Source organism: Acidiplasma cupricumulans (assembly GCF_001402935.1).
GTDB lineage: Archaea > Thermoplasmatota > Thermoplasmata > Thermoplasmatales > Thermoplasmataceae > Acidiplasma > Acidiplasma aeolicum.
Map to the genome: position 1 here is coordinate 1 of NZ_LKBH01000093.1, position 19,425 is coordinate 19,425.

Consider the following 19,425-nt stretch of genomic DNA (forward strand, 5'->3'; position numbering starts at 1 on the left):
ATATTATTGTATTTATTGCATATCAGGGATTTCACGTTTAAACCATTTCCTTTGAATAAATAATATTATTAATTCAAATTTTCTACGGATATATTTGTATTTAGGTTATTGCGTCAAATTATATATTCAGTAAATTTTTAACCAAAATGCTGCAGGAACGGGCGTTAACCATGATGAATATCAGGGATTACATTCACATAAAAATTTATTTGATTAAAAACGATTAAAAATTTAAACCATGATGAAATATTAAATTATGTCAAAAAATAATGAATCCAGCATCAAAACCACGCTTTCAGGTAAAAAAATCGTCCTTGCAACATCAGCCAGCATAAATATATACAGAATTCCAGATCTAATCAAGAATCTAAGGAACGAGGGTGCTGAGGTGTACTGCGGAATGAGCACAGCATCGGCTGAACTTATTAATCCAGATCTTCTGCAGTGGGCCTCAGGCCATGATGTAATAACCAGAATATCTGGAAATATAGAGCATATAACATTGTTCGATAAAAATACTGTTCTTGTAATAGCACCTGCCACATACAACACCATTGGAAAGATAGCCTCGGGGGTTGCAGATAATATCCCATCACTGTTTTATTCCTATGCAATGGGAAATAAAAATCCCGTTGTAATTGCGCCGGTGATAAATAAAACAATGTTAGAAAATCCGGTGAATAAGGAGAATATTAAAAAATTGAATGACCTTGGTGTGCATATGGTTGATTTTACACCATCAGATGACGACATAAAATTGTGGAGTGATAAGATTATAGATTATATATACCGCGCATTGTATGGTGATAAACTTAATGGAAAGAACATTATGCTTGTATGCGGTAAAAGCGAATCCGCTGTTGATCCTGAAAGGGTAATCACAAATAAGTCTGATACATTAACCGGGTACATGCTTGCCAGATACGCCTTCAGATTTGGTGCAGGAATTATTACATATATAGGAAACTCTGAATATAAATTACCGTCATATGTTCAGTTGATTGAAAAAACAGATATAAAGGATATAATAAGGGAGATAAACACCTTCCTCGGGGTTTATAATTATGATTATGTAATAATATCATCATCATTAAGCGATTTTGACGCTGTTGAGAACAAGACCAAGCTTGACAGTTCTGAACCCCAGACCCTATCATTGAAGCCAAGAAATAAGGAAAGGAATCTTATAAGGAAGCTTGATGCAGGTGTTACAATGGTATTATTTACAACGAAGAATGATAAAACATATAACAGCGAGGCTTTTGAAAAATCCGATCCAGATCTTGTTATTATGACCGGAACAGGTGCATTTACCTCAGGTGATGTTTCAGGTGATTACACATTTATATACGGTGAACATAAAGATGAGATAAAATCAATTACAAAAGAAGAACTTGCCATAAATATATATAATTACCTTGAAAATAAAATCAGGAGAAATCAAAAAATGGATTTTAAAATTTAAGTGTATTGTTTATAATTTCGGCAATTTTATCCGGCCTAATATACTGCGGTGTATGCCCTGCACCATCAATAATATATAATTTGCTGTTTTTTATCCTTTCATTCATCATTTTTCCGTATTTAATATCAAGTGTTTTATCCTCAGACCCCCAGATTATAACAGTATTGCAATTAATCTCCATAAGATCATTATCTGTAAGCTTTTCCGTAGAATTCTTATTTATTTCCATTATATTTATTAGTGCATTCTCATTTTTATAATTATGAGTTCTCACAATATTTTTAATTATATCCTTATACGTATCAGGATATTCCTCACTTAATGTCGGGGATATTCCTGCCGAGTCTATTAAAATTAAATTTTCCGGATTTTTTAAAATGGCAATTTTTAAGGCAATCCAGCCCCCATATGAATGACCAACAATTGAGAATTTATCATATTTTTGAGAATTTATGAATTCAATAATTGCATCTGCCATATTTTTAACTGTATACTGTATATCAGGTTTATCAGAGTGTCCGTGGCCAAGCAGATCAATATAGAATGGCATTATTTTTTTATTAATGTATTCATCTGTTTTTAGCCACACATTTCCAGTACTGCCAAATCCATGCAGGAAATATACTGGATATTCGCCGTCCCTGGTTAAATATGATATTTTACCAAATGTTGAATCAAAATACTTTCTTTCCATTTTTACTCCTTTGATCTTGCGGCAATTTTCATGGCCTCATCTATATTTTCAAGCTCCATGGCTATGTCAGATGCAGCATCATAAATATATGAAAGACTTGACTTAAACTCCTTTTTGTCCTTTTTGGTTTTAATTTCATCCATTATTTTATCAATTTTGTCCAGGGATTCCTTTGCAAGACTGAATGCTTCATCAATATCTGTTGATCTTAATATGTTTATTTTTCCATAAACAGCCTCAAAATAATTCTCCCAGTCACCTGAACTTTCTGTCATTTCTATAACCTTATTATAAATATCAAGCGCCTCCTTATAGCCGCCTTTTGTTGATGATAGGGCCTCAGCCTTGGCATTGTAGGCCATGGCTATTAACTGTCCCTCCTTTAATCCCTCAGCTATTTTTATTGCCTCTTCAAAATATTTAATTGCATCATCCCTTTTTCCTGAATCGAGATTTATATAGCCTATATTCATTAAATCCATAATTTTCATATCATCTTCGTTTAACTTATTATGTATATCAAGGGATTCCTGTGCATATTTTAATGGATTTTCTGTATTTTTAGGCTCCAGCGCAAAATATGCCTGTGATAATTTATAGCATATCTCTGCCTTTTCATCACTGGCATCTGTCATTCCATTGTACGCCTGTGTATAATATCTAACAGCATCCATGTATTTTTCCTTTCCCATGGCCTTATCCCCATTCTCTATTAATTCATCTAAATTTTCCATTAGTTACCACCATTATATTTATTTATTAACTCTTTTGCACTGGAATAACTTATGCTTTTATTCTTTATCATTTCATTAACAATATAATCAATATTTTTCTCTGTTGCACCGGCAGCAATGGCAACATTTCTAGCGTGCAGCTTCATATGCCCCTGCTGTATTCCCTCATCGGACAATGCCCTCAATGCTGCAAGATTCTGTGCCAGTCCAACAGAGGCCAGAACACATGCAAATTCCCTGGAATCCCTAACATTTAATATCCTTAAGAATAATGAGGCTTTTTTTGAGGTTTTTGTTGCGCCTCCAATGGTTCCAACAGCCACCGGTATTTTAATGGTTCCAACCAGATTACCATTTTCGTCCTTATAATAATCTGTTAATGGTTTATAACCATCCATGGATGCATAGGCGTGTGCATTTGCCTCCTGTGCCCTGAAATCATTCATTGTTGCAAGTAAAACAGCGTCAATGCCATTCATTATGCCCTTATTATGGGTTACCGCACGGTATATATCCGCTTTTGCCATATGAGATGCCATAATTATTCTATCAACTATTTCATCCCCACCAAGAAGATCCCTGCTAAACACTGCATGTGAATATGCAACCCTTTCTGTAGTAAGGTTACTCATAATTCTGAGGTTAATTTTGCCCCCTGTGATACTCTCTATATATGGTGCAATAAATTCAAGCATTGTATTTATTATATTTGCACCCATTGCATCCCTTACATCTATAATTAAATGCATTATTATATAATCATCCTGCATAAAAATTTTTATATCCCTGGCACCGGCATTCATTGAACTTAGTGTTTTTGATCTTGAGTTTGCCATTTCAAGTATCTCATTTTTATGGCTTAATATATTAATCACCGCAAGCCCCGGGTCCTTTAAGTTATAAATCTGTAATTCACCACGCATTACAGGATCTGAGGCAAATGCAGTAAATCCACCAAGGGGTCTGGCCATTCTTGCACCATTGGAGCATGCAGCAACCACTGAAGGCTCCTCAATGCTCATTGGTATTAAATAATCCCGTCCATTAATTCTGAAATTGGTTGCTATTCCCACGGGAAATCCTATTGTTGATATGGTATTTTCTATCATGTTTTGCAGGTCTTTAATGGAATCCTCATGGGATAAAACTTCTGTTTCCTCCTTGGAGAGCGATGAAAATTCAGAGACTATTCTAATTCTTTCCTCAACAGACATTTTGTGAAATCCATGAATCGCTGAATCCATAGAACTATATACTCATTCATATTAATAATTTTTTTATTGTTAATTTTAATATTTGTTTTTATTAAGCTCCTTCTGGAATTTTGGCACATCCTTAAAGTATACCTCAAGTATGAACGTGCCAACATAATTGCAGTCATCACATTTATAAACCGGCCCGCCAATGCCACCATTTATCCAGTTAACCTTCATGGAGCCGCACTGCGGGCATATTTTAACTATTTTAAAGTCATCTCTCATTATTTATAAATCATATAATCAATATTTAATATTATCCATTTGTATATCAGGATACATTGAAACTGTTTAATTTTTATTATATTAGAACATTTTTAATTGCATTAATTTAAATTTGATAATATAATTACTTATCAATGGCTAGAAATTTTTCAAAAAAGGAGATAAATTTCTCATTTTTAAAAAAATATGGTAATTTCTCGCTTCTTTCCTATTTAATAGAAAATAAAAGGGTTCAGGAAAATTTTGAAAACATTACAGAGGTCATACTAAATTCTGAAATTTCAGCAATTAATACAAAATTTGGCACACCCGCAAAATATGATGCAATAATAGCCCTAAAGCAGGGATATATAAGTGCAAAAAATGGGCTTTTAAGCGCCGCATTTGAAAACAGCAGGTTTTTTCTTGAAAGATTATCGTTGTTAAAAATCATTTCATGCATGGACATGGAATATAATCCATATGAGCAGGCCATTATTAACCGTGACTGGCATGTTTTAATAGATAACAAGTTCACAATATATAGCATCACACAGTTTACCGGCAGGCTTAACCATTATTTTGGCAAAAATTTTATGGCCAGGTCCAGCTCTATTTATTCAACCGGAATTCCACTATGCGGAATACATTCAAAGCATTTTAAAAATTATTCCTATCCAATTAATGAAATTGAAAAGGACTATGCCATTACAATAAACGAAAAGTGTGCAAAATGTGAAAAAAAGGCCACAAGATTTGTAATTTCACTTCCCAAGGCCGGTGCAATTATAGGCCTTCTTGGCTATTACACCGGTGCAGATACACGTGATTTGGGGAAAATATATGCTGATTATTCAAGGGTTCTTCACCCATATGGATTTTATAGCTACTCAGAGGAGAATGTATTTAATCTATGGTCTCTGGATATAATAAGGCTGGTTCATCTTATTAATAAGATAGTTTTTTAACCTTAAACCCTGATGTGGGAAGATCCCGATAACTGCAGGGAATGATGTCACACATTTTGTCCGTCAAAATATGTATGCCTTCTTATGGCCTTTCCATTCCTGAATGTGTATATATCTGCAAATTTTGTATATGAATCACTGCCGTCCTTTAATTTTCCATGGAATTCTCCCTCAACTATTACATATGGCTCACTGACAATTATATTATTTATTGTATGATGCCCCTCAGAAATTATCCTTGTATCCTCATAAAATTTCTTGAAATTTTCCATTCCACTTATTGGTGGATACCCTGGACGTTCGTATACAATATTCTCATCGAATATTGAAAATAACGTATCAAGGTCATTTGCATCAACCGCTGTATAGTATTTTTTTACAGTATTTTCAAGGTTTTCCATGCCTTATTAATTTATTAATCATTTAAAAACTTTTGTTCCCCCCAAACAATAAGATGGAAACAAAAACTTAATGAAATTATAAACGATTACAATTTAAATGTTAAAAAATAAAAGTCTAATCTCAATTGCAGACCTGGAGGATGATGATATAAATGCCATTTTTGAAAAGGCAGATTATATTTCCGGACATATGGATGAGGTTCTAAGGACATCTCCCATGAAATCCAAAATTCTTGCCACATTGTTCTATGAACCAAGCACAAGAACCCGGCTTTCCTTTGAGGCTTCCATGGAAAGACTTGGCGGCTCTGTTATTAGCATGGCAGATTCAAAGACATCATCATTTGCCAAGGGGGAAACGCTTGCGGACACGATAAGAATTGTTGAGTCATACTCTGATATCATAGTTATCAGGCATCCACTTGAGGGTGCGAGCCTCCTTGCATCTAAGTTTTCCTCAAAGCCAATAATCAATGCAGGTGATGGTTCAGGGGAGCATCCAACACAGACATTAATAGACCTTTACACTATTAGAAATGAGACCGGCGGCATAGATGATAGGGAAATTACAATTGTTGGTGATCTTAAATATGGAAGGACAGTTCACTCGCTTATACTTGCACTATCAAGGTATAACGTAAAAATTAATCTTGTATCGCCACCATCTCTTGCACTGCCCAACTATGTTTATAATGGCATAAAGGATAAACTAAACATAGAAACATATAATAATCTTGATGATGTAATATCAGGAACAGATGTTTTATATGTAACCAGAATACAGAAGGAACGTTTTGTTGATAAAAACGAATATTACAAGCTCATAGGTTCATATAAAATCACATTAAACGAGGTCAATAAAATGAAGAATGGATCCATTATTATGCATCCCCTTCCAAGGGTTGATGAAATTGACCCTGCCGTTGATTATACAAAAAATGCAAAGTATTTCCGGCAGGCTGCAAACGGCATACCGGTTAGAATGTCATTAATATCAATCATACTGGGTGATTAGAATGGAAAGAACCTTAAAAATTTCAAAAATTAAGGATGGAACGGTCATAGACCATATACCATCAGGAAAGGCTGTAAAGGTGTTAAATATATTAAAAATTTCTGAAAATACCTCTGTAAGCATTGGCATAAGGGTGCCCAGCAATATGATGGGTTTTAAAGACGTAATTAAAATTGAAAATAAATTTCTCGAAAAAATAGAACTGGATAAGATTTCATTGATAGCCCCAAGCGCCACAATTAGCATAATTAAGGATTATGATATAACTGAAAAATTTAAGGTCGATCTGCCAGAAAGCGTTATAGGAATAGTAAGATGCACAAATCAGAATTGCATTACAAACGCAGGTGAGCCTGTAAGTCCAGAGTTTAAGGTTATATCAGCAAATCCATTAGCCCTAAAATGCATATACTGCAAGAGGGAAATGTCCGAATCTGATGTAATAAACAGCCTGTAATATAAAATTATATGTATAAAATAAAAGTATAAATTTTTATAAAATCTTTATGGTTATGCAAATAACCAGTAATGTTCAAAAAATTGATGGCACAGTTGCAAACTGTTATTTAATAAAAGAAAAGGATATGGACATTCTCATAGATGCCGGAACAAAGTCTTCAGGAAAAAAAATTATAAGCTTTTTTGAAAAGATAAATGAAAGGCCGGATTATATACTTATTACTCACAGCCACATGGATCATATTGGTGGCCTTCTGGAACTTTACAACAAATTTAAACCGGTAATATATGTTCCAGGGCTTGAGCTTAAGGTTATTCAGGGAGCAGATAAACTTCATCCAGCAAATATGTTTCAGAAGATTATATATGCCATGTTTAAAACAGAGCCTGTAAATGATATTAAACCTGTATATGATATGAAAATTCCATTTATGGACTATTATGATACCCCGGGGCATACAATAGGGAGTGTGTCATATCTTTACAAGCCCGGCAATATACTATTCTCAGGCGATGCTGCCATAGAACGGCATGGTGGATTGATTGTGAATAAAAAATTTTCATGGAATTATGCAGATGCCATGGAATCACTTAATAAAATAAACAGAATTAATCCTGATATGGTATGTCCCGGCCACGGCAACCCTGTAGGAAATAAAAAATAAACAAATAAATAAAGCATATTGTAATTCATAAATACCTTGAAGGGATCAATTTACAGGAAAAGGTACATACTCGCATATTCGGAAAATGGTGATGAACTCGATAAATACCTGTTTTACTCCATGGGCATTAAAAGGAAATATAGATATAAAAATTATAGGATATACCTGGCCAACCAGTTCAACCGTAATAACGTGATTAAAAAGATAGAATACCATGGCGGCAGGGTAGAATATGTAAGTGGAACCATAAAAAAATGCAAGAAGATATTGGGCAGTGAAATCATAAAAACACTGAACTAAAAAATATATTTATTCAAGGGCATTTTTTTCCTTATCTGTTATTTCAAGTATTTTTATTATATCAGAAAACAGTTTCCTATCATGTTTTTTTATGAATTTATAAAACCATAGATATTTGGCCATCTCATTTGATGGCATATGGTTAACCAACGCAAGTTTTTCCAGAACTGTTTGTATGTTATATCTTTCAGTATTGCCCTTTCTTGAGCTCATATTTTTAATAAAGGCCGGAAAATTATATTTTACATAGTGTTCATTCCTTTCATTTGCCTCAAAGGATATACCACCCGCAATCTCCATGGAATAGCTGGAAAGCGAATAATCCCTTATTCTCATATTATAGTATATATCAGCCTGTGAAAGTATATCAAATATATTTTTAAGATCCTCAGGGTTTTTGTATTCCATGCCAGCATTTTCTGCAAGCCACTGCATGTAAAAACCTGGAAAATCAGTATCACCATTAATTGCATAAAGAGAATTAATTATATCATTATAATTTCCGGACTTAAATGTCTTTGAAACCACATAGTATATGGATTCCTGCTCATCCCTGTATGCATCCTCTGCATTATTTCCCCCGCGGTAAAGCTCCAGGTCATTCAGTGTTGCCCTCATATCGGGCTCATCCTTTTTTATAATTTCCATTAACTGTGAATCATTTATTTTAATATTCTCATTTGATGCTATATATTTCAGCCTCTCAAGGAGTTTCTGTATATAAATATGATAGTTTCTTTCGCTCCTTTTTTTATAAGGCGTTATTTCCATGCTAATTGATAGTGATATTATTTCCCTTGCACTGCTCTTTCTCTTGAATTCATAAAAATCATTCATTGTTAATATAACCGGATTCAATGTATTTTTAATAATTTCAAGCAGTTCAGAAATCCCACCGCTATCCCCGCCCTTTGCCGGGTCCCTGGATTCAAATATATTATCAGCCTCATCAATTAATATTATTCTGTCAGGATAATTTTGCTCATAATTAAATAAATCCCTGTATTCTGCGGCCATCAATGCCACTTTTTTCATGTTTTCCCTGTTCCTCTGATCTGATCCATTCATCTCTATTAATGGAAGGTTATAGCACCTTGAAATAACGCCTGCCAGAGTTGTTTTACCGACACCCTGGGTGCCATAAAGTATTAAAGCCTTTTTTGTCTCCTCATGTCTCATCCATGAATCCATCCAGCTTTTTATCTGATTCTTGATATCATCAGGAAGTATGATATCATCGAATTTTTCCGGGCGGTACTTATCGGGGAGTGGCATTAATGCACCTTTGAACCCCTTTCCACCTCCCTGTCCGGTGTTAAAAGTGATACGCCCTTATCATCCTCAACTGCAAGAAGCATTCCCTGGCTTTCAAGGCCCATAAATTTTGCCGGTTCAAGATTATTTATTATAACCAGCTGCTTTCCTATCATTTCCTCAGGTTTATAATATTCATATATGCTGGAAATTATCTGTTTTTTTTCATCCCCAAGGTCCACAATTATTTTTAAAAGGCTTCTTGATTTTTCCACCTTTTCACATTCAATTACCTTTCCAACCCTAAGGTCTATATTATGGAAGTAGTCTATTGATATTTTGTCCATATCCTGTATTTTAGAAATTAAATATAAAGTTATTCATTTTTCAGCGTTCTGGATAATTTAAATGGATTTAATTCCCTTATAAAATCAATAATAACCGATTTTTTTATTTCTCCCATTTTTATTGACAGGGAAAAAAATATGGCAATTGATATAATTGAAAATATTAAAAACAAAAATACACTGTAGGGCCTTACATAATATGCAACTAGGTATAAAAAGATAAACTGCACTGATGCAGGAATTATCTGCCTGAAAATTTTCATGTTTATTTTTGATTTTTCTATTTTAATAACATAAAATCTAAAAAGTACAGCCTCAATTATCATTGCAATAAATGTGGCAACAGCGGCACCAATAACGCCAAGTGAGAAAAATGTTATTCCAAATATGCTTTTTGGAATTAAAATAAAATCAAGGATAATATTTGAAGATATTGAAATTAAGGTTATTTTTCCAATGTTAATTGTTAGCCCCCTGACAATTAAACCGGATGTGTACGGTGAATTTATTACATTAAGATAATTCGCCAGTGACATAAATATTAAAAGTGTTGAATACGGAATAAGATTGGCGCTCCAAAGGTTTGCAACGAAAATTCTCAGTGCTATAAATATTATGACCAGTGGCAGGATAAACAGGGATATGGTTCTTTCAAATACTGATATATTATCATTAAAACCATTTTTTGTCTCCTCCCTTGTTAATAATGGTATGAAAAAAACACTCAATGCCATCGAGAATGTGATTATTGGCATCGTTATTCTCTGCAATGCCGCATAGGCCCCGGTTGCGGAGGCATGCCAGAAAAACTGTATAAGCACCTTGTCTATATTTCCGCTTATAGTTGCAATTATGGATGAGGCTGCAAGGGGCAGTGCCAGGGTTATGTATTTTTTTATTATTGTTTTTTCAGGTTTTTTAATATGCCAGGGCCTGCCCAAAAAATATGAAACAATAAAAAAGATAAAGTATGAAAAACTGTATATTATTGCAAATATAATTGCAGCACTTACATGCATAAATATGGAAATCCTGAATTTATACATCAACCCCATATAAATGAAGGCGGAGTTCCTGAATACAGCCTCAACAATCTGTGGCAGCATCATACGTGCAGCCTGCATTTTTGCATTAAAAGTTATGTAATAAAAATCCTTTAACCTGTTAAAGGCAAAATATGGTATTAAAATTAGAATTGAATAATATTCAACCGGGCTCTGAAAACCCCTGTGAAGCACATCAATCCATACATATAGTGCAGCAAGTATTATTAGCACTGTTCCAAATGTTGTTATGAATTTCAATGTCAGGAATGAACCATTGTATTTTGCCCTGTCCGGATCATTCATGGACATAAACCGCAGATGGGCAGAATTAAATCCTAGATCCGAAAAAATACTTAAAACTCCAATGAATGCCAGTGAAAAACTTAGAAAACCCCACTGCTGAAGACCTATAAACCTGATTATAAAAAAAAGACCTATGTATCCAAATAGCGAATTTATAATCTGGCCTTCCAGTATCAGCGGGGACTTTTTTGCAATCAACGTTACGGTATTAGAATTCAGTAAGTTAAAGTTTATGGTTAAATTTTATTTATCAATTCTATTAAAGCACTTTCATACTTTTCTGCTATTTTTCCATCCGAATTAAGGTATTCCCTTGAAAATACTGATGGCTTCGGCATAAGAATTCTGGTTTTTCCATCATTTTCTATTAAAACAAGCTTGCATGGTATAAAAGCGCCTATGTCAATTGAATCCCTTATCAACTCCACTGCAGCTGGTGGAAAGCAAACGTCCAGTATATAATATGGGTTTAATTTTTCCTTCATTTTAGAAAAAATCTCCTTAACATCTATATATGACATTATTACCCAGTTGTTTTCCTTTAAAATTTTATGCAGCTCTCCAAATACCTGTTCAGCATTTTTATCCACTGTTCTTTCATATGAATACATAAATTGAAATTATAGGATGATATTTAAATCATTATTTTATTACATAATATTTATTTATTTCTTTTCGTCATCCGATATCATATATTGAATCTTTTTGCCCTGTTTTATATATTTATATAATGATGACCCTGTATCACTGTTTATTCTTAGTTTTATCATTCCCTTGGATGATGATCTTGCCTGCATTATTAATATGCCGTCAACATAGATTTTGACAGGTTTATTTCTTGATCCAATATCAATGAATATTGTTTTATTTTTAATTTCAAAAACCGCATCCTGCAATACATTTACGTCCTCATCAAGGGTATCAACATCAAGCTTTACCCCAAATATATTTTCAAAATTCGATATTGTTTCACCCTTCTTTCCTATTAACTTTGGTATTAATGTGTCCGGAATTTTTATGATTGCACGGTTATCAGAAATTAGGTCAACAGAAACCTTCTCAGTGTTAAGGAATTTTGATATTTCATCCTTTATTTTTCCTGCAGCAAGAGAATAAAGCGGATTTTTGCCCTGAACCTCGCCAACCGGAACAACCACAACCTGATCCCCGAATGTGTATATCTCACTTACCGGTTTATTCTTCATGAAGTCCTTAATAACTATGACAGGCCTGGCCAGATCCTCCTGATTAAGCCCATATGGCACCTTTACAACATATTCAGTGGTTAATACCTGTGATATCTTACCGCTTTCTATAAAGAGTATTGTATCTATAACCTGTGGTATTAAGCCCAGCTCGATTCTGCCTATAAATCTCTGAATTGCATCGGTGGCCTTTGTTGCATGCACAACGCCTATCATTCCCACCCCTGCAAGCCTTAAATCTGCAAAAACCTTAAAATCTGATGTTACCCTCATTTCATCAAATACTGTGTAATCCTCCCTTACTAGTAATAATATGTCACCGGTTTTTTCCATATCCCCCTCAAGGCTTGTATACTGTGTTATTTTATCACATACCTGCAAATCCCTTGGTTTTTCCATTGTTTTAACGATCTTTTTCTTTGATGCATAAAATTCAGCAAGTGCAGTTACAAAGGTACTCTTGCCTGCACCCGGGGAACCGGCAACAAGAATTCCGTTTGCCCTGTTTTCCAGCCTTTCATATAATTTTTTATCTATATTATAATCACTTATTGTTGTTTTTTTAACCGGCCTGACCGCTGTTATTTCAAGTGAATCTGAAAACGGGGGCCGTGTTATGACAATTCTTATGTTTTTTAGCTGTATAACAGTGGCACCGAACATATCCATTTCTATAAATGATTCATCCTCGAATTTACCCCTTTTAACAATATCACTTGCAATGCTTTCCAGCTCCTCCTTTGTTACAATGTAACTTAATTCCTCAAGTACAATGCTTCCAGGATACCCATTTTTTAACAATGGCTTCATATTCGCCTTCAAATGAACAGATGTTGTATTCTCCTCAAAAAATTCCTCTATTGTCTTAAATTCCTTTTCAAGTGATTTAAGGTATTCAACATTAATACCCTTAATTATTGCAATATCCCTCTGTATGTTGTCCCCGGTTACAAGGGTGGCGTTATATTCAAGCGCCACATCCCTTATTATATTATCAATTTCCCCACTGTGAGCCCTTCTAATCTGCCAGTCCTGTGGCCTTTTTCCATATATTTCTATGTAAATTTTTCCAGCATTTTCAAGCTCCCTCAACCTTTTTAGCTCCTCGAGGGCAGCGAATCCTATGGACCTCCCCTCATTTGCCTGATGCTCAACCTCAGCAAGCATGGCCTCGGGAAGTATTACCCTAGAACCCTCATGATCCTTAATGAAGGAGGTAAACCGACCGTCAATAATAACCGATGTATCAGGTACGTAATCCACATACTTTAATGGTATATTATTATTTAAATAATTTCCCATAATAATAAAAAATCATGTTATTATAATTTCATAATTTTTTAATATCATCAGGATATATTGATACAATGCAGGGCACCGGAATTAGTTACAGCGAATATCTGGTTTTAAAATATTTAAAGGAAAATGGAGAAAAATCAGAATATGAAATTATTATAGATGGTCTTGATCAGAGAAATATATCAAGCGCAATATCCTATCTTATTGCCAAAAATCTTATAAAAAGTACGGAGAGAAAAAAAACAACCTACATTGTAACAGACGAGGCAATGGGATATCTAAAAGATGGTTTTCCTGAGGAAAAATTGTATAAATACCTAAAAAATGCTGGAAGGGCAAAATTAAGCGATATTAAAACCATGTTTAAGGATTGTTTTGGAATTGCATTATCAAATCTGGCAAAATATGGAATAAAACCTGTAAATGGTGAGCTAATATACAGGGATACCAGATTATTGGATTATGTTGAAGACCTTAAAAAGGGAATAAATGAAATAATTTCAGGCAGCGTTCCTGATGCAGGTATCATAGATTTTTTAAAAAAACGAAATCTTATAAGGGAAAAAACAAACATTGATAGAATAATAAGCATTAATGAAAATGGCTTAAAGGTTCTTTCAGGTTACACAGGCAATCAGTATTCAGGCCAGCTGACATCCGAAATGATAACATCTGGAAGTTATAAAAATATTGTTTTCAGGCCATATGATTTGAATATGAGGCCGGAGGAAGCCTCAGGTGGGGGCCTTCACCCTCTTACACAGCTAATAAGAAACATAAGAAGGATATTTACAGAAATGGGATTCACAGAAATGCATGGACATTTTATAGAATACACAGCATGGAATATGGACATGCTTTTTATACCCCAGGATCACCCTGCCCGTGACCTTCAGGATACATTTTACCTTGATTCAGACAGATTACCGGAATTTGAAAATCCTGAAATAATTGACCTGGTGAAAAATGTCCATGAAAATGGCTATAAAAGTTATTCTGGCTGGAATTATAAATGGTCTGAGGAAGAGGGCAAAAAAATTATTATGAGAACCCACACAACAGTAAATACAATAAGATACCTGTATAATAATAGAAACCCACCACAGTATATATTTTCAATAGAAAAGGTATTCAGGCATGAAAGTGTTGACTGGAAGCACCTTTCTGAGCTTTATCAAATAGAGGGTGCAGTTTATGCCAGGGATGCCAACCTGTCAACATTAAAATGGCTTTTAAGGGAATTCTACTCAAGGCTTGGTTTTAATAAAATAAGGCTTATTCCATCATATTATCCATACACAGAACCCAGCATGGATGTTGTTGTTGAAATAAACGGAAAGGAGGTTGAGCTTGGTGGATCGGGCATATTCAGGCCCGAGGTCACAGGGCCAATAGGCTTAAAATATCCAGTTCTGGCCTTTGGTCTTGGGCTTGAAAGGCTGGCAATGATTTACTATGGCCTGACAGATATACGCGATATATATAACAGTGATATAGAATGGTTAAAAAATTATAAAATAAGATTATACTAATTATTTTAAGAGGCATTTTTTAATTTGTCTGATTCCTTTTTGTTTTTTGGAAGCAATGGCAGGAGTATAACGGAAATTATTGCAAATATAAGCATGTATATAAATGAGGTAAACAGTGTCACCTTAAGGAACAGAAGCAGGGTTACTATGGCTATACCAACTGACCCGCCAACTATGTTTCCAAAACTCCATATAAGCGCATTTGACTCTGTTGAGAATTCCGATGGTATTACCTGTGCAACGTATCCAAGGAGCACCGGGAAGCCACTGAATGCAGCAAATACATATAATAGATAAACCACTGTTAGCAGGGCAAATGTATGAACAATTAAAAAAATGCCAAAAAATATTGTTGATAAAATTGTGGTTAGTGCCACAGTGAATCTTCCACCGCGTTTTCTTACCATTGACCCAAAATATGGCTGGCCGGCAACTGCACTTAAAAAGCTTATTGAAACAACATCACCCATTAATATTTTCGAATTAAGGACATCATCCAAATAGTCTGGGACAAATGTAACAGTACCCATCATAAATATTGACCTTATAAATACTATTAACGTAAGGGCAATTAAGAATTTTTTATAATCACCGAGTTTTGGTTTTTCCCTGGTGATTTTGGTGACCTTTCCCTCATCAATTTTATATTTGCTTCTTCTGAAAAAGCTAAGGCCTGCCAGTATAATAAAGGCTGAGGCAAATGTATAGACGCCTATTATATAAAGTCCATTTACCTTACCAAAGAAATCAATTGAATATACAAGTATAAACGGTATCACTGCCCTGCCTATGCTTCCAAAGGAACCATTATAACCCATTGCTGTTGGTGACCTTTTTTTCCCATATGTGAATGAAAGTATTGATGCGCCTATCGGATGATAAAATGCCTGTCCTATGCCAAGAAGAACGGCTGCAATAAGTATGGTATAATCAATTATGTTATGGCTTACTATAAAGGAAACACCAAAGAGCATTACCGATGTTGCCTCAATAAAAATGCCTGTGAATATAAGGAAACCATCATGATCAATCCTGTCAGCAAGCCTGCCTATTGGTGAACCCAGGAACCCTGAAATTAAATTATATACAATTGCCATTGCACCTAGTAATGGAACGCTGACCCCAGGAATTAACTTATAATACGCTATTAAAGTTGGAAATAACAGGAAATTACCATCGTTTGTAAAATGACCAAGGGATGTAAATATTAAAGATCTTAAATCCTCCTTCATGGATAAGTAATTTATCTATATTATTTAAACTATTTGATTGATAAAAAGTTTATTCATAAATTATTTGAAATAATCCTCTATATTCTTTTTCTGTTTTGGTTTTTCCTCCCTGACCTCAGTGAAATTATCAGTTAGCTTGGCCTGCGGATCCTTAAATATTTTTATCTCCTTATCCAGACTCTCAAGAACCCTGTTAAGTGTTTCCTGCAACCTCTTGGAGTAATATTCATAATCCGGCCTGTAATTGAATGGCATTCCGTCAATAAACGGTTCAACCTCCTGCGGTGTCTTTTTGGAATTTGTGACAATCCATGAAACCTTCATTCCCGGAATAAATGTTTCCCCACGTTCAATCATTTTTCTGGCAGCATTTACATTTGCCATTGAATCTGCATTCTTATATGTGGAGAATTCCTTTACGCTTCTGGATATTACAAGCTTTTCAATATCAACATCGCCGTTTGAAACCTTTTTAATTAAATCCTCAGCATATTTTTTTGCCCCATCAATGTTACGGTCAAGAACAAGCTCAAATACATTATTTAATGCCTCGCTCTGGAGATCAAATGAATCGGTTCTCCTTGTTTCATATCCCCTGACAAGTATTTCGCCCCTTTTATCCTCAGGGTATACAATTTTCCCTGCATATCTTTTTTTTGCCCCATGTGAAAATAATGGGTCCATAATTTTTTCAAATTCCAGTGTAAGATTATTTTCCTTAGAGATGCTTGAACTTAAATCATTTCCAAATTTAACTGCCTCATCAAGTGTTTTTTTGCCAGACTCAATAAAAATGGAATCTGTATCGCCATATATTACCCTTAACTTTTTATTTTCTAGTTCTTTTATTATTGTCGTTATTGTATCTCGGGCAAATGCGGTGATGGCACTGCTGATCTCCCTGTTAGTAAATCTGTAAAATGACGTACCCAGAACGCCATAGAATGTATTCATAAGAACCTTTATTGCAGCCTGCAATCCATCAAGGTATTCATAATTCTCCTTATCGGTTTTCATCTGTTTTTTTACAGAGTCTCGATCCTTCATTAATTCTTCCAGTATTTGAGGAATCAGCCCTTTTTTAACCTCTGGGGAAAGAAATCTGGCACCGTTCGGTGCAACAATTGTACCCTCAGGGCTTAATGTTGTAAAACAAATATTGTACTTTATTATCATTGATGGGTACATGCTTTTAAAGTCCAGAACAACAACCATATCATATAAACCCGGCTCTATGCTGTGAACATATCCACCCTCGTAGGTTTCATTTGAGGCTGATCTTGCGCTCATTGGAACAGCAATATTTAACCTGTCTGCTCTCCTAATTAAAATTGAATCCACATAGGTACTGGTGCCGCCGTTTGTAACATCATCCAGTGGAAGCATTGATACCGTGGACATGTATAAATTCCTGTCGAGTATCCTTATTTTTCTGTAGATTTCCAGTGCAAGGTAGGCATCCTTAATGCAGTATTTTATTACATCATCCTTCCGGTTCTTCCATTCATCCTCTATATTTAATCTGTCAACGTTTTCCTTGCCCTCATTTAAAAGATAATTTGCAACATAGTTTAGGCTTTCATGCTTTGGCTTTAAAACCTTTTTTACCTCCCACCATGCATCATCAACAACCCTGCCATGGAGCCTCCAGAACTGGTTCATTATTCTTCTTGGTGGAAGAAAATCACGGCCGATATTGAAGCTTAAATGATGCTCCCTCATCCTCTCTTCAAGTAAGGGCAGGTCATAGCCATCTATATTGTATCCGGTTATTATATCTGGGTCCTCATCCTGTATCAGTTTATTAAAATTCCTTAATATGGATTCCTCATCAGATGATATGGAGCCCTGCCTTATGGACCCATTAAAATATATTGCATAACCAATGACATATATTTCCTTGGATTTTATTGAATTCTCAATATCAAATGATAATATCTTAAGATCGGGATTAAATGGTTCTGCATTTTTTATTTCATTTATTTTTATAACATAATCTGTCGTATAATTATTTTTTTCATCGTCTAATTCTTCCCCATCTATTTCTACTGATGGACCCAGATCAAAATCATAAAGAAACCTGTGATGGAAGGGTATATCTGCAGCAAGAGCCTCACAGCTGCATATTTTTCTCATTTCAGGTACCTTCCAGGGAGATTTTATGTATATTTTTTTTACATTCTGGTTCCGGCCATCAAGAAACAATGTTTTATCCTGCATATCCAGAAACTCAGGATTCTCCTTAATTTTTTTAATGCATTCATCATCTGGGTTAACATAATAGAAATATGGCTTAAATCCAAAATATAAGGCGGTTACAGATTTTCCATCAGCAGTTCTTCCATACAATTCCACTGTAACATCGCTCTGCCTGTATGAGGCGGTTATTAAACGCATTTTTAAATTCATTTATTTCATATTCATATTTAAAATAAATAGTTTATTATATTGGGTCTTCATCAGTATTCGCAAGTTCCCTTATTCTGTTTATCCCGTCAAGGCAATTTGTTATTATATTATAAACTGTTTCCGGGACATCATCCTTCCAGTCCAGTCCCTTGATCATCTTCTCCCTTATTCTGGTTCCAGACCATGATTTTCTGTTAAGCAGGGGAAGACTCCTGACCTCGTATTTTTTCTCATAAAACAATCTTTTAACCAATGGATTATTTGTATAAACCCTTGAAAATGGCGGTGTTAATGATTCAACATGGGCAACCCACATTGGATTGGAGTTTACATCCTCTATTGGTACAATATAGAAATTTTTTATGTTGTTTGCCTCCAGTGTATTTGATATCATTAAGTATCTTTCACCTGCTGTAAATGGATTTGTAAGTGTATGTGAGAACTGTGCGCTCCCGATACCTATGATAACATGATCATTATCCTTAAGTATTGTTTTTATGATTTCCAAATGCCCCTTATGAAATGGCTGAAATCTTCCAATAATAAAGGCTGTCATTTAAACATTATGATAAATATATAAATAAAATTTCCCACTTATTTCCCATAAAAAATATGTGGTTTAATAAATATAAATTAT

20 protein-coding genes are annotated in these 19,425 nt (G+C 34.6%); 7 read left to right on the forward strand and 13 right to left on the reverse strand.

Annotated features, from left to right (window positions below):
* The first annotated feature begins 256 nt into the window (after positions 1–256).
* A complete protein-coding gene (locus AOG55_RS02930; RefSeq protein ID WP_048101467.1) occupies positions 257–1,465 on the forward strand; it encodes a flavoprotein in 1,209 nt (402 codons plus the stop codon).
* Here AOG55_RS02930 and AOG55_RS02935 read toward each other — a convergent pair.
* The 4 genes from AOG55_RS02935 to AOG55_RS02950 are packed head-to-tail and all read right to left on the reverse strand — an operon-like array spanning position 1,455 to position 4,374.
* Positions 1,455–2,159 carry an alpha/beta fold hydrolase gene (locus AOG55_RS02935; protein WP_048101466.1) on the reverse strand — a complete coding sequence of 235 codons (705 nt, stop codon included), beginning with the start codon at positions 2,157–2,159 and terminating at the stop codon, positions 1,455–1,457. The two genes, AOG55_RS02930 and AOG55_RS02935, sit on opposite strands and share 11 nt — an antisense overlap.
* 2 nt (positions 2,160–2,161) lie before the next feature.
* Positions 2,162–2,893: a tetratricopeptide repeat protein gene (locus tag AOG55_RS02940; RefSeq protein ID WP_048101465.1), complete on the reverse strand. Its 732-nt coding sequence runs from the start codon at positions 2,891–2,893 to the stop codon at positions 2,162–2,164.
* The gene (locus tag AOG55_RS02945) at positions 2,893–4,137 is read right to left on the reverse strand and encodes a hydroxymethylglutaryl-CoA reductase, degradative (RefSeq protein ID WP_048101464.1); all 1,245 of its coding nucleotides are present in this window, start codon (positions 4,135–4,137) and stop codon (positions 2,893–2,895) included. The genes AOG55_RS02940 and AOG55_RS02945 overlap by 1 nt, the downstream gene beginning before the upstream one ends.
* A gap of 45 nt (positions 4,138–4,182) precedes the next feature.
* Positions 4,183–4,374, reverse strand: a complete 192-nt coding sequence (locus AOG55_RS02950) for a hypothetical protein (protein WP_048101463.1) — start codon at positions 4,372–4,374, stop codon at positions 4,183–4,185.
* A gap of 134 nt (positions 4,375–4,508) precedes the next feature.
* Here AOG55_RS02950 and AOG55_RS02955 point away from each other — a divergent pair, with 134 nt between their 5' ends.
* A complete protein-coding gene (locus AOG55_RS02955; protein WP_048101462.1) occupies positions 4,509–5,321 on the forward strand; it encodes a hypothetical protein in 813 nt (270 codons plus the stop codon).
* A 47-nt stretch (positions 5,322–5,368) separates the two neighbouring features.
* Here the strand turns inward: AOG55_RS02955 and AOG55_RS02960 are convergent, their stop codons facing one another.
* Entirely contained in the window at positions 5,369–5,722 is a 354-nt protein-coding gene (locus AOG55_RS02960; RefSeq protein ID WP_048101461.1) for a nuclear transport factor 2 family protein, read from the reverse strand.
* A 97-nt stretch (positions 5,723–5,819) separates the two neighbouring features.
* Here AOG55_RS02960 and pyrB point away from each other — a divergent pair, with 97 nt between their 5' ends.
* From pyrB to AOG55_RS02980, 4 genes are read left to right on the forward strand one after another with little or no spacing between them, the layout of a single operon-like run.
* Entirely contained in the window at positions 5,820–6,737 is a 918-nt protein-coding gene (pyrB, locus tag AOG55_RS02965; protein ID WP_048101460.1) for an aspartate carbamoyltransferase, read from the forward strand.
* Between the two features lies 1 nt (position 6,738).
* Complete coding sequence (pyrI, locus tag AOG55_RS02970; RefSeq protein ID WP_048101459.1) at positions 6,739–7,194, forward strand: aspartate carbamoyltransferase regulatory subunit; 456 nt, start codon at positions 6,739–6,741, stop codon at positions 7,192–7,194.
* A gap of 55 nt (positions 7,195–7,249) precedes the next feature.
* The gene (locus tag AOG55_RS02975; RefSeq protein ID WP_048101810.1) at positions 7,250–7,861 is read left to right on the forward strand and encodes an MBL fold metallo-hydrolase; all 612 of its coding nucleotides are present in this window, start codon (positions 7,250–7,252) and stop codon (positions 7,859–7,861) included.
* Positions 7,862–7,897: 36 nt separating this feature from the next.
* Positions 7,898–8,161: a hypothetical protein gene (locus tag AOG55_RS02980; protein WP_048101458.1), complete on the forward strand. Its 264-nt coding sequence runs from the start codon at positions 7,898–7,900 to the stop codon at positions 8,159–8,161.
* A 9-nt stretch (positions 8,162–8,170) separates the two neighbouring features.
* On the opposite strand, the gene AOG55_RS02985 is transcribed toward AOG55_RS02980, so the two are convergent.
* The 5 genes from AOG55_RS02985 to AOG55_RS03005 are packed head-to-tail and all read right to left on the reverse strand — an operon-like array spanning position 8,171 to position 13,618.
* The gene (locus AOG55_RS02985) at positions 8,171–9,436 is read right to left on the reverse strand and encodes a replication factor C large subunit (protein WP_048101457.1); all 1,266 of its coding nucleotides are present in this window, start codon (positions 9,434–9,436) and stop codon (positions 8,171–8,173) included.
* Positions 9,436–9,762: a methionine--tRNA ligase subunit beta gene (gene metG / locus AOG55_RS02990; RefSeq protein WP_048101456.1), complete on the reverse strand. Its 327-nt coding sequence runs from the start codon at positions 9,760–9,762 to the stop codon at positions 9,436–9,438. The genes AOG55_RS02985 and metG overlap by 1 nt, the downstream gene beginning before the upstream one ends.
* Positions 9,763–9,791: 29 nt before the next feature.
* Positions 9,792–11,309 carry an oligosaccharide flippase family protein gene (locus tag AOG55_RS02995; protein ID WP_236688957.1) on the reverse strand — a complete coding sequence of 506 codons (1,518 nt, stop codon included), beginning with the start codon at positions 11,307–11,309 and terminating at the stop codon, positions 9,792–9,794.
* A gap of 38 nt (positions 11,310–11,347) precedes the next feature.
* On the reverse strand, positions 11,348–11,722 hold the full coding sequence (locus AOG55_RS03000) for a DUF302 domain-containing protein (RefSeq protein ID WP_048101455.1): 375 nt from the start codon (positions 11,720–11,722) through the stop codon (positions 11,348–11,350).
* A 54-nt stretch (positions 11,723–11,776) separates the two neighbouring features.
* On the reverse strand, positions 11,777–13,618 hold the full coding sequence (locus AOG55_RS03005; protein ID WP_231563412.1) for a PINc/VapC family ATPase: 1,842 nt from the start codon (positions 13,616–13,618) through the stop codon (positions 11,777–11,779).
* Positions 13,619–13,683: 65 nt separating this feature from the next.
* Here AOG55_RS03005 and pheS point away from each other — a divergent pair, with 65 nt between their 5' ends.
* On the forward strand, positions 13,684–15,147 hold the full coding sequence (pheS, locus tag AOG55_RS03010; protein WP_048101454.1) for a phenylalanine--tRNA ligase subunit alpha: 1,464 nt from the start codon (positions 13,684–13,686) through the stop codon (positions 15,145–15,147).
* 5 nt (positions 15,148–15,152) lie between these two features.
* Here pheS and AOG55_RS03015 read toward each other — a convergent pair whose 3' ends face one another.
* The 3 genes from AOG55_RS03015 to AOG55_RS03025 are packed head-to-tail and all read right to left on the reverse strand — an operon-like array spanning position 15,153 to position 19,344.
* Entirely contained in the window at positions 15,153–16,379 is a 1,227-nt protein-coding gene (locus AOG55_RS03015; protein ID WP_055040867.1) for an MFS transporter, read from the reverse strand.
* 60 nt (positions 16,380–16,439) lie between these two features.
* On the reverse strand, positions 16,440–18,788 hold the full coding sequence (locus AOG55_RS03020) for a DNA-directed DNA polymerase (RefSeq protein ID WP_055040868.1): 2,349 nt from the start codon (positions 18,786–18,788) through the stop codon (positions 16,440–16,442).
* 34 nt (positions 18,789–18,822) lie between these two features.
* Positions 18,823–19,344 carry a nicotinamide-nucleotide adenylyltransferase gene (locus AOG55_RS03025; protein WP_048101451.1) on the reverse strand — a complete coding sequence of 174 codons (522 nt, stop codon included), beginning with the start codon at positions 19,342–19,344 and terminating at the stop codon, positions 18,823–18,825.
* Positions 19,345–19,425 lie beyond the last annotated feature (81 nt).

What these genes read in the sequence shown, in the direction of transcription:
- AOG55_RS02985 (WP_048101457.1), bottom strand. Translation starts at nt 9,436, where the DNA reads ATGCCACTCCCCGATAAGTACCGCCCGGAAAAATTCGATGATATCATA.
- AOG55_RS02960 (WP_048101461.1), bottom strand. Translation starts at nt 5,722, where the DNA reads ATGGAAAACCTTGAAAATACTGTAAAAAAATACTATACAGCGGTTGAT.
- AOG55_RS03005 (WP_231563412.1), bottom strand. Translation starts at nt 13,618, where the DNA reads ATGGGAAATTATTTAAATAATAATATACCATTAAAGTATGTGGATTAC.
- AOG55_RS03025 (WP_048101451.1), bottom strand. Translation starts at nt 19,344, where the DNA reads ATGACAGCCTTTATTATTGGAAGATTTCAGCCATTTCATAAGGGGCAT.
- AOG55_RS03020 (WP_055040868.1), bottom strand. Translation starts at nt 18,788, where the DNA reads ATGAATTTAAAAATGCGTTTAATAACCGCCTCATACAGGCAGAGCGAT.
- pyrB (WP_048101460.1), top strand. Translation starts at nt 5,820, where the DNA reads ATGTTAAAAAATAAAAGTCTAATCTCAATTGCAGACCTGGAGGATGAT.
- AOG55_RS02935 (WP_048101466.1), bottom strand. Translation starts at nt 2,159, where the DNA reads ATGGAAAGAAAGTATTTTGATTCAACATTTGGTAAAATATCATATTTA.
- AOG55_RS02930 (WP_048101467.1), top strand. Translation starts at nt 257, where the DNA reads ATGTCAAAAAATAATGAATCCAGCATCAAAACCACGCTTTCAGGTAAA.
- AOG55_RS03000 (WP_048101455.1), bottom strand. Translation starts at nt 11,722, where the DNA reads ATGTATTCATATGAAAGAACAGTGGATAAAAATGCTGAACAGGTATTT.
- metG (WP_048101456.1), bottom strand. Translation starts at nt 9,762, where the DNA reads ATGGACAAAATATCAATAGACTACTTCCATAATATAGACCTTAGGGTT.
- AOG55_RS02940 (WP_048101465.1), bottom strand. Translation starts at nt 2,893, where the DNA reads ATGGAAAATTTAGATGAATTAATAGAGAATGGGGATAAGGCCATGGGA.
- pheS (WP_048101454.1), top strand. Translation starts at nt 13,684, where the DNA reads ATGCAGGGCACCGGAATTAGTTACAGCGAATATCTGGTTTTAAAATAT.
- AOG55_RS02945 (WP_048101464.1), bottom strand. Translation starts at nt 4,137, where the DNA reads ATGGATTCAGCGATTCATGGATTTCACAAAATGTCTGTTGAGGAAAGA.
- pyrI (WP_048101459.1), top strand. Translation starts at nt 6,739, where the DNA reads ATGGAAAGAACCTTAAAAATTTCAAAAATTAAGGATGGAACGGTCATA.
- AOG55_RS03015 (WP_055040867.1), bottom strand. Translation starts at nt 16,379, where the DNA reads ATGAAGGAGGATTTAAGATCTTTAATATTTACATCCCTTGGTCATTTT.
- AOG55_RS02950 (WP_048101463.1), bottom strand. Translation starts at nt 4,374, where the DNA reads ATGAGAGATGACTTTAAAATAGTTAAAATATGCCCGCAGTGCGGCTCC.
- AOG55_RS02975 (WP_048101810.1), top strand. Translation starts at nt 7,250, where the DNA reads ATGCAAATAACCAGTAATGTTCAAAAAATTGATGGCACAGTTGCAAAC.
- AOG55_RS02955 (WP_048101462.1), top strand. Translation starts at nt 4,509, where the DNA reads ATGGCTAGAAATTTTTCAAAAAAGGAGATAAATTTCTCATTTTTAAAA.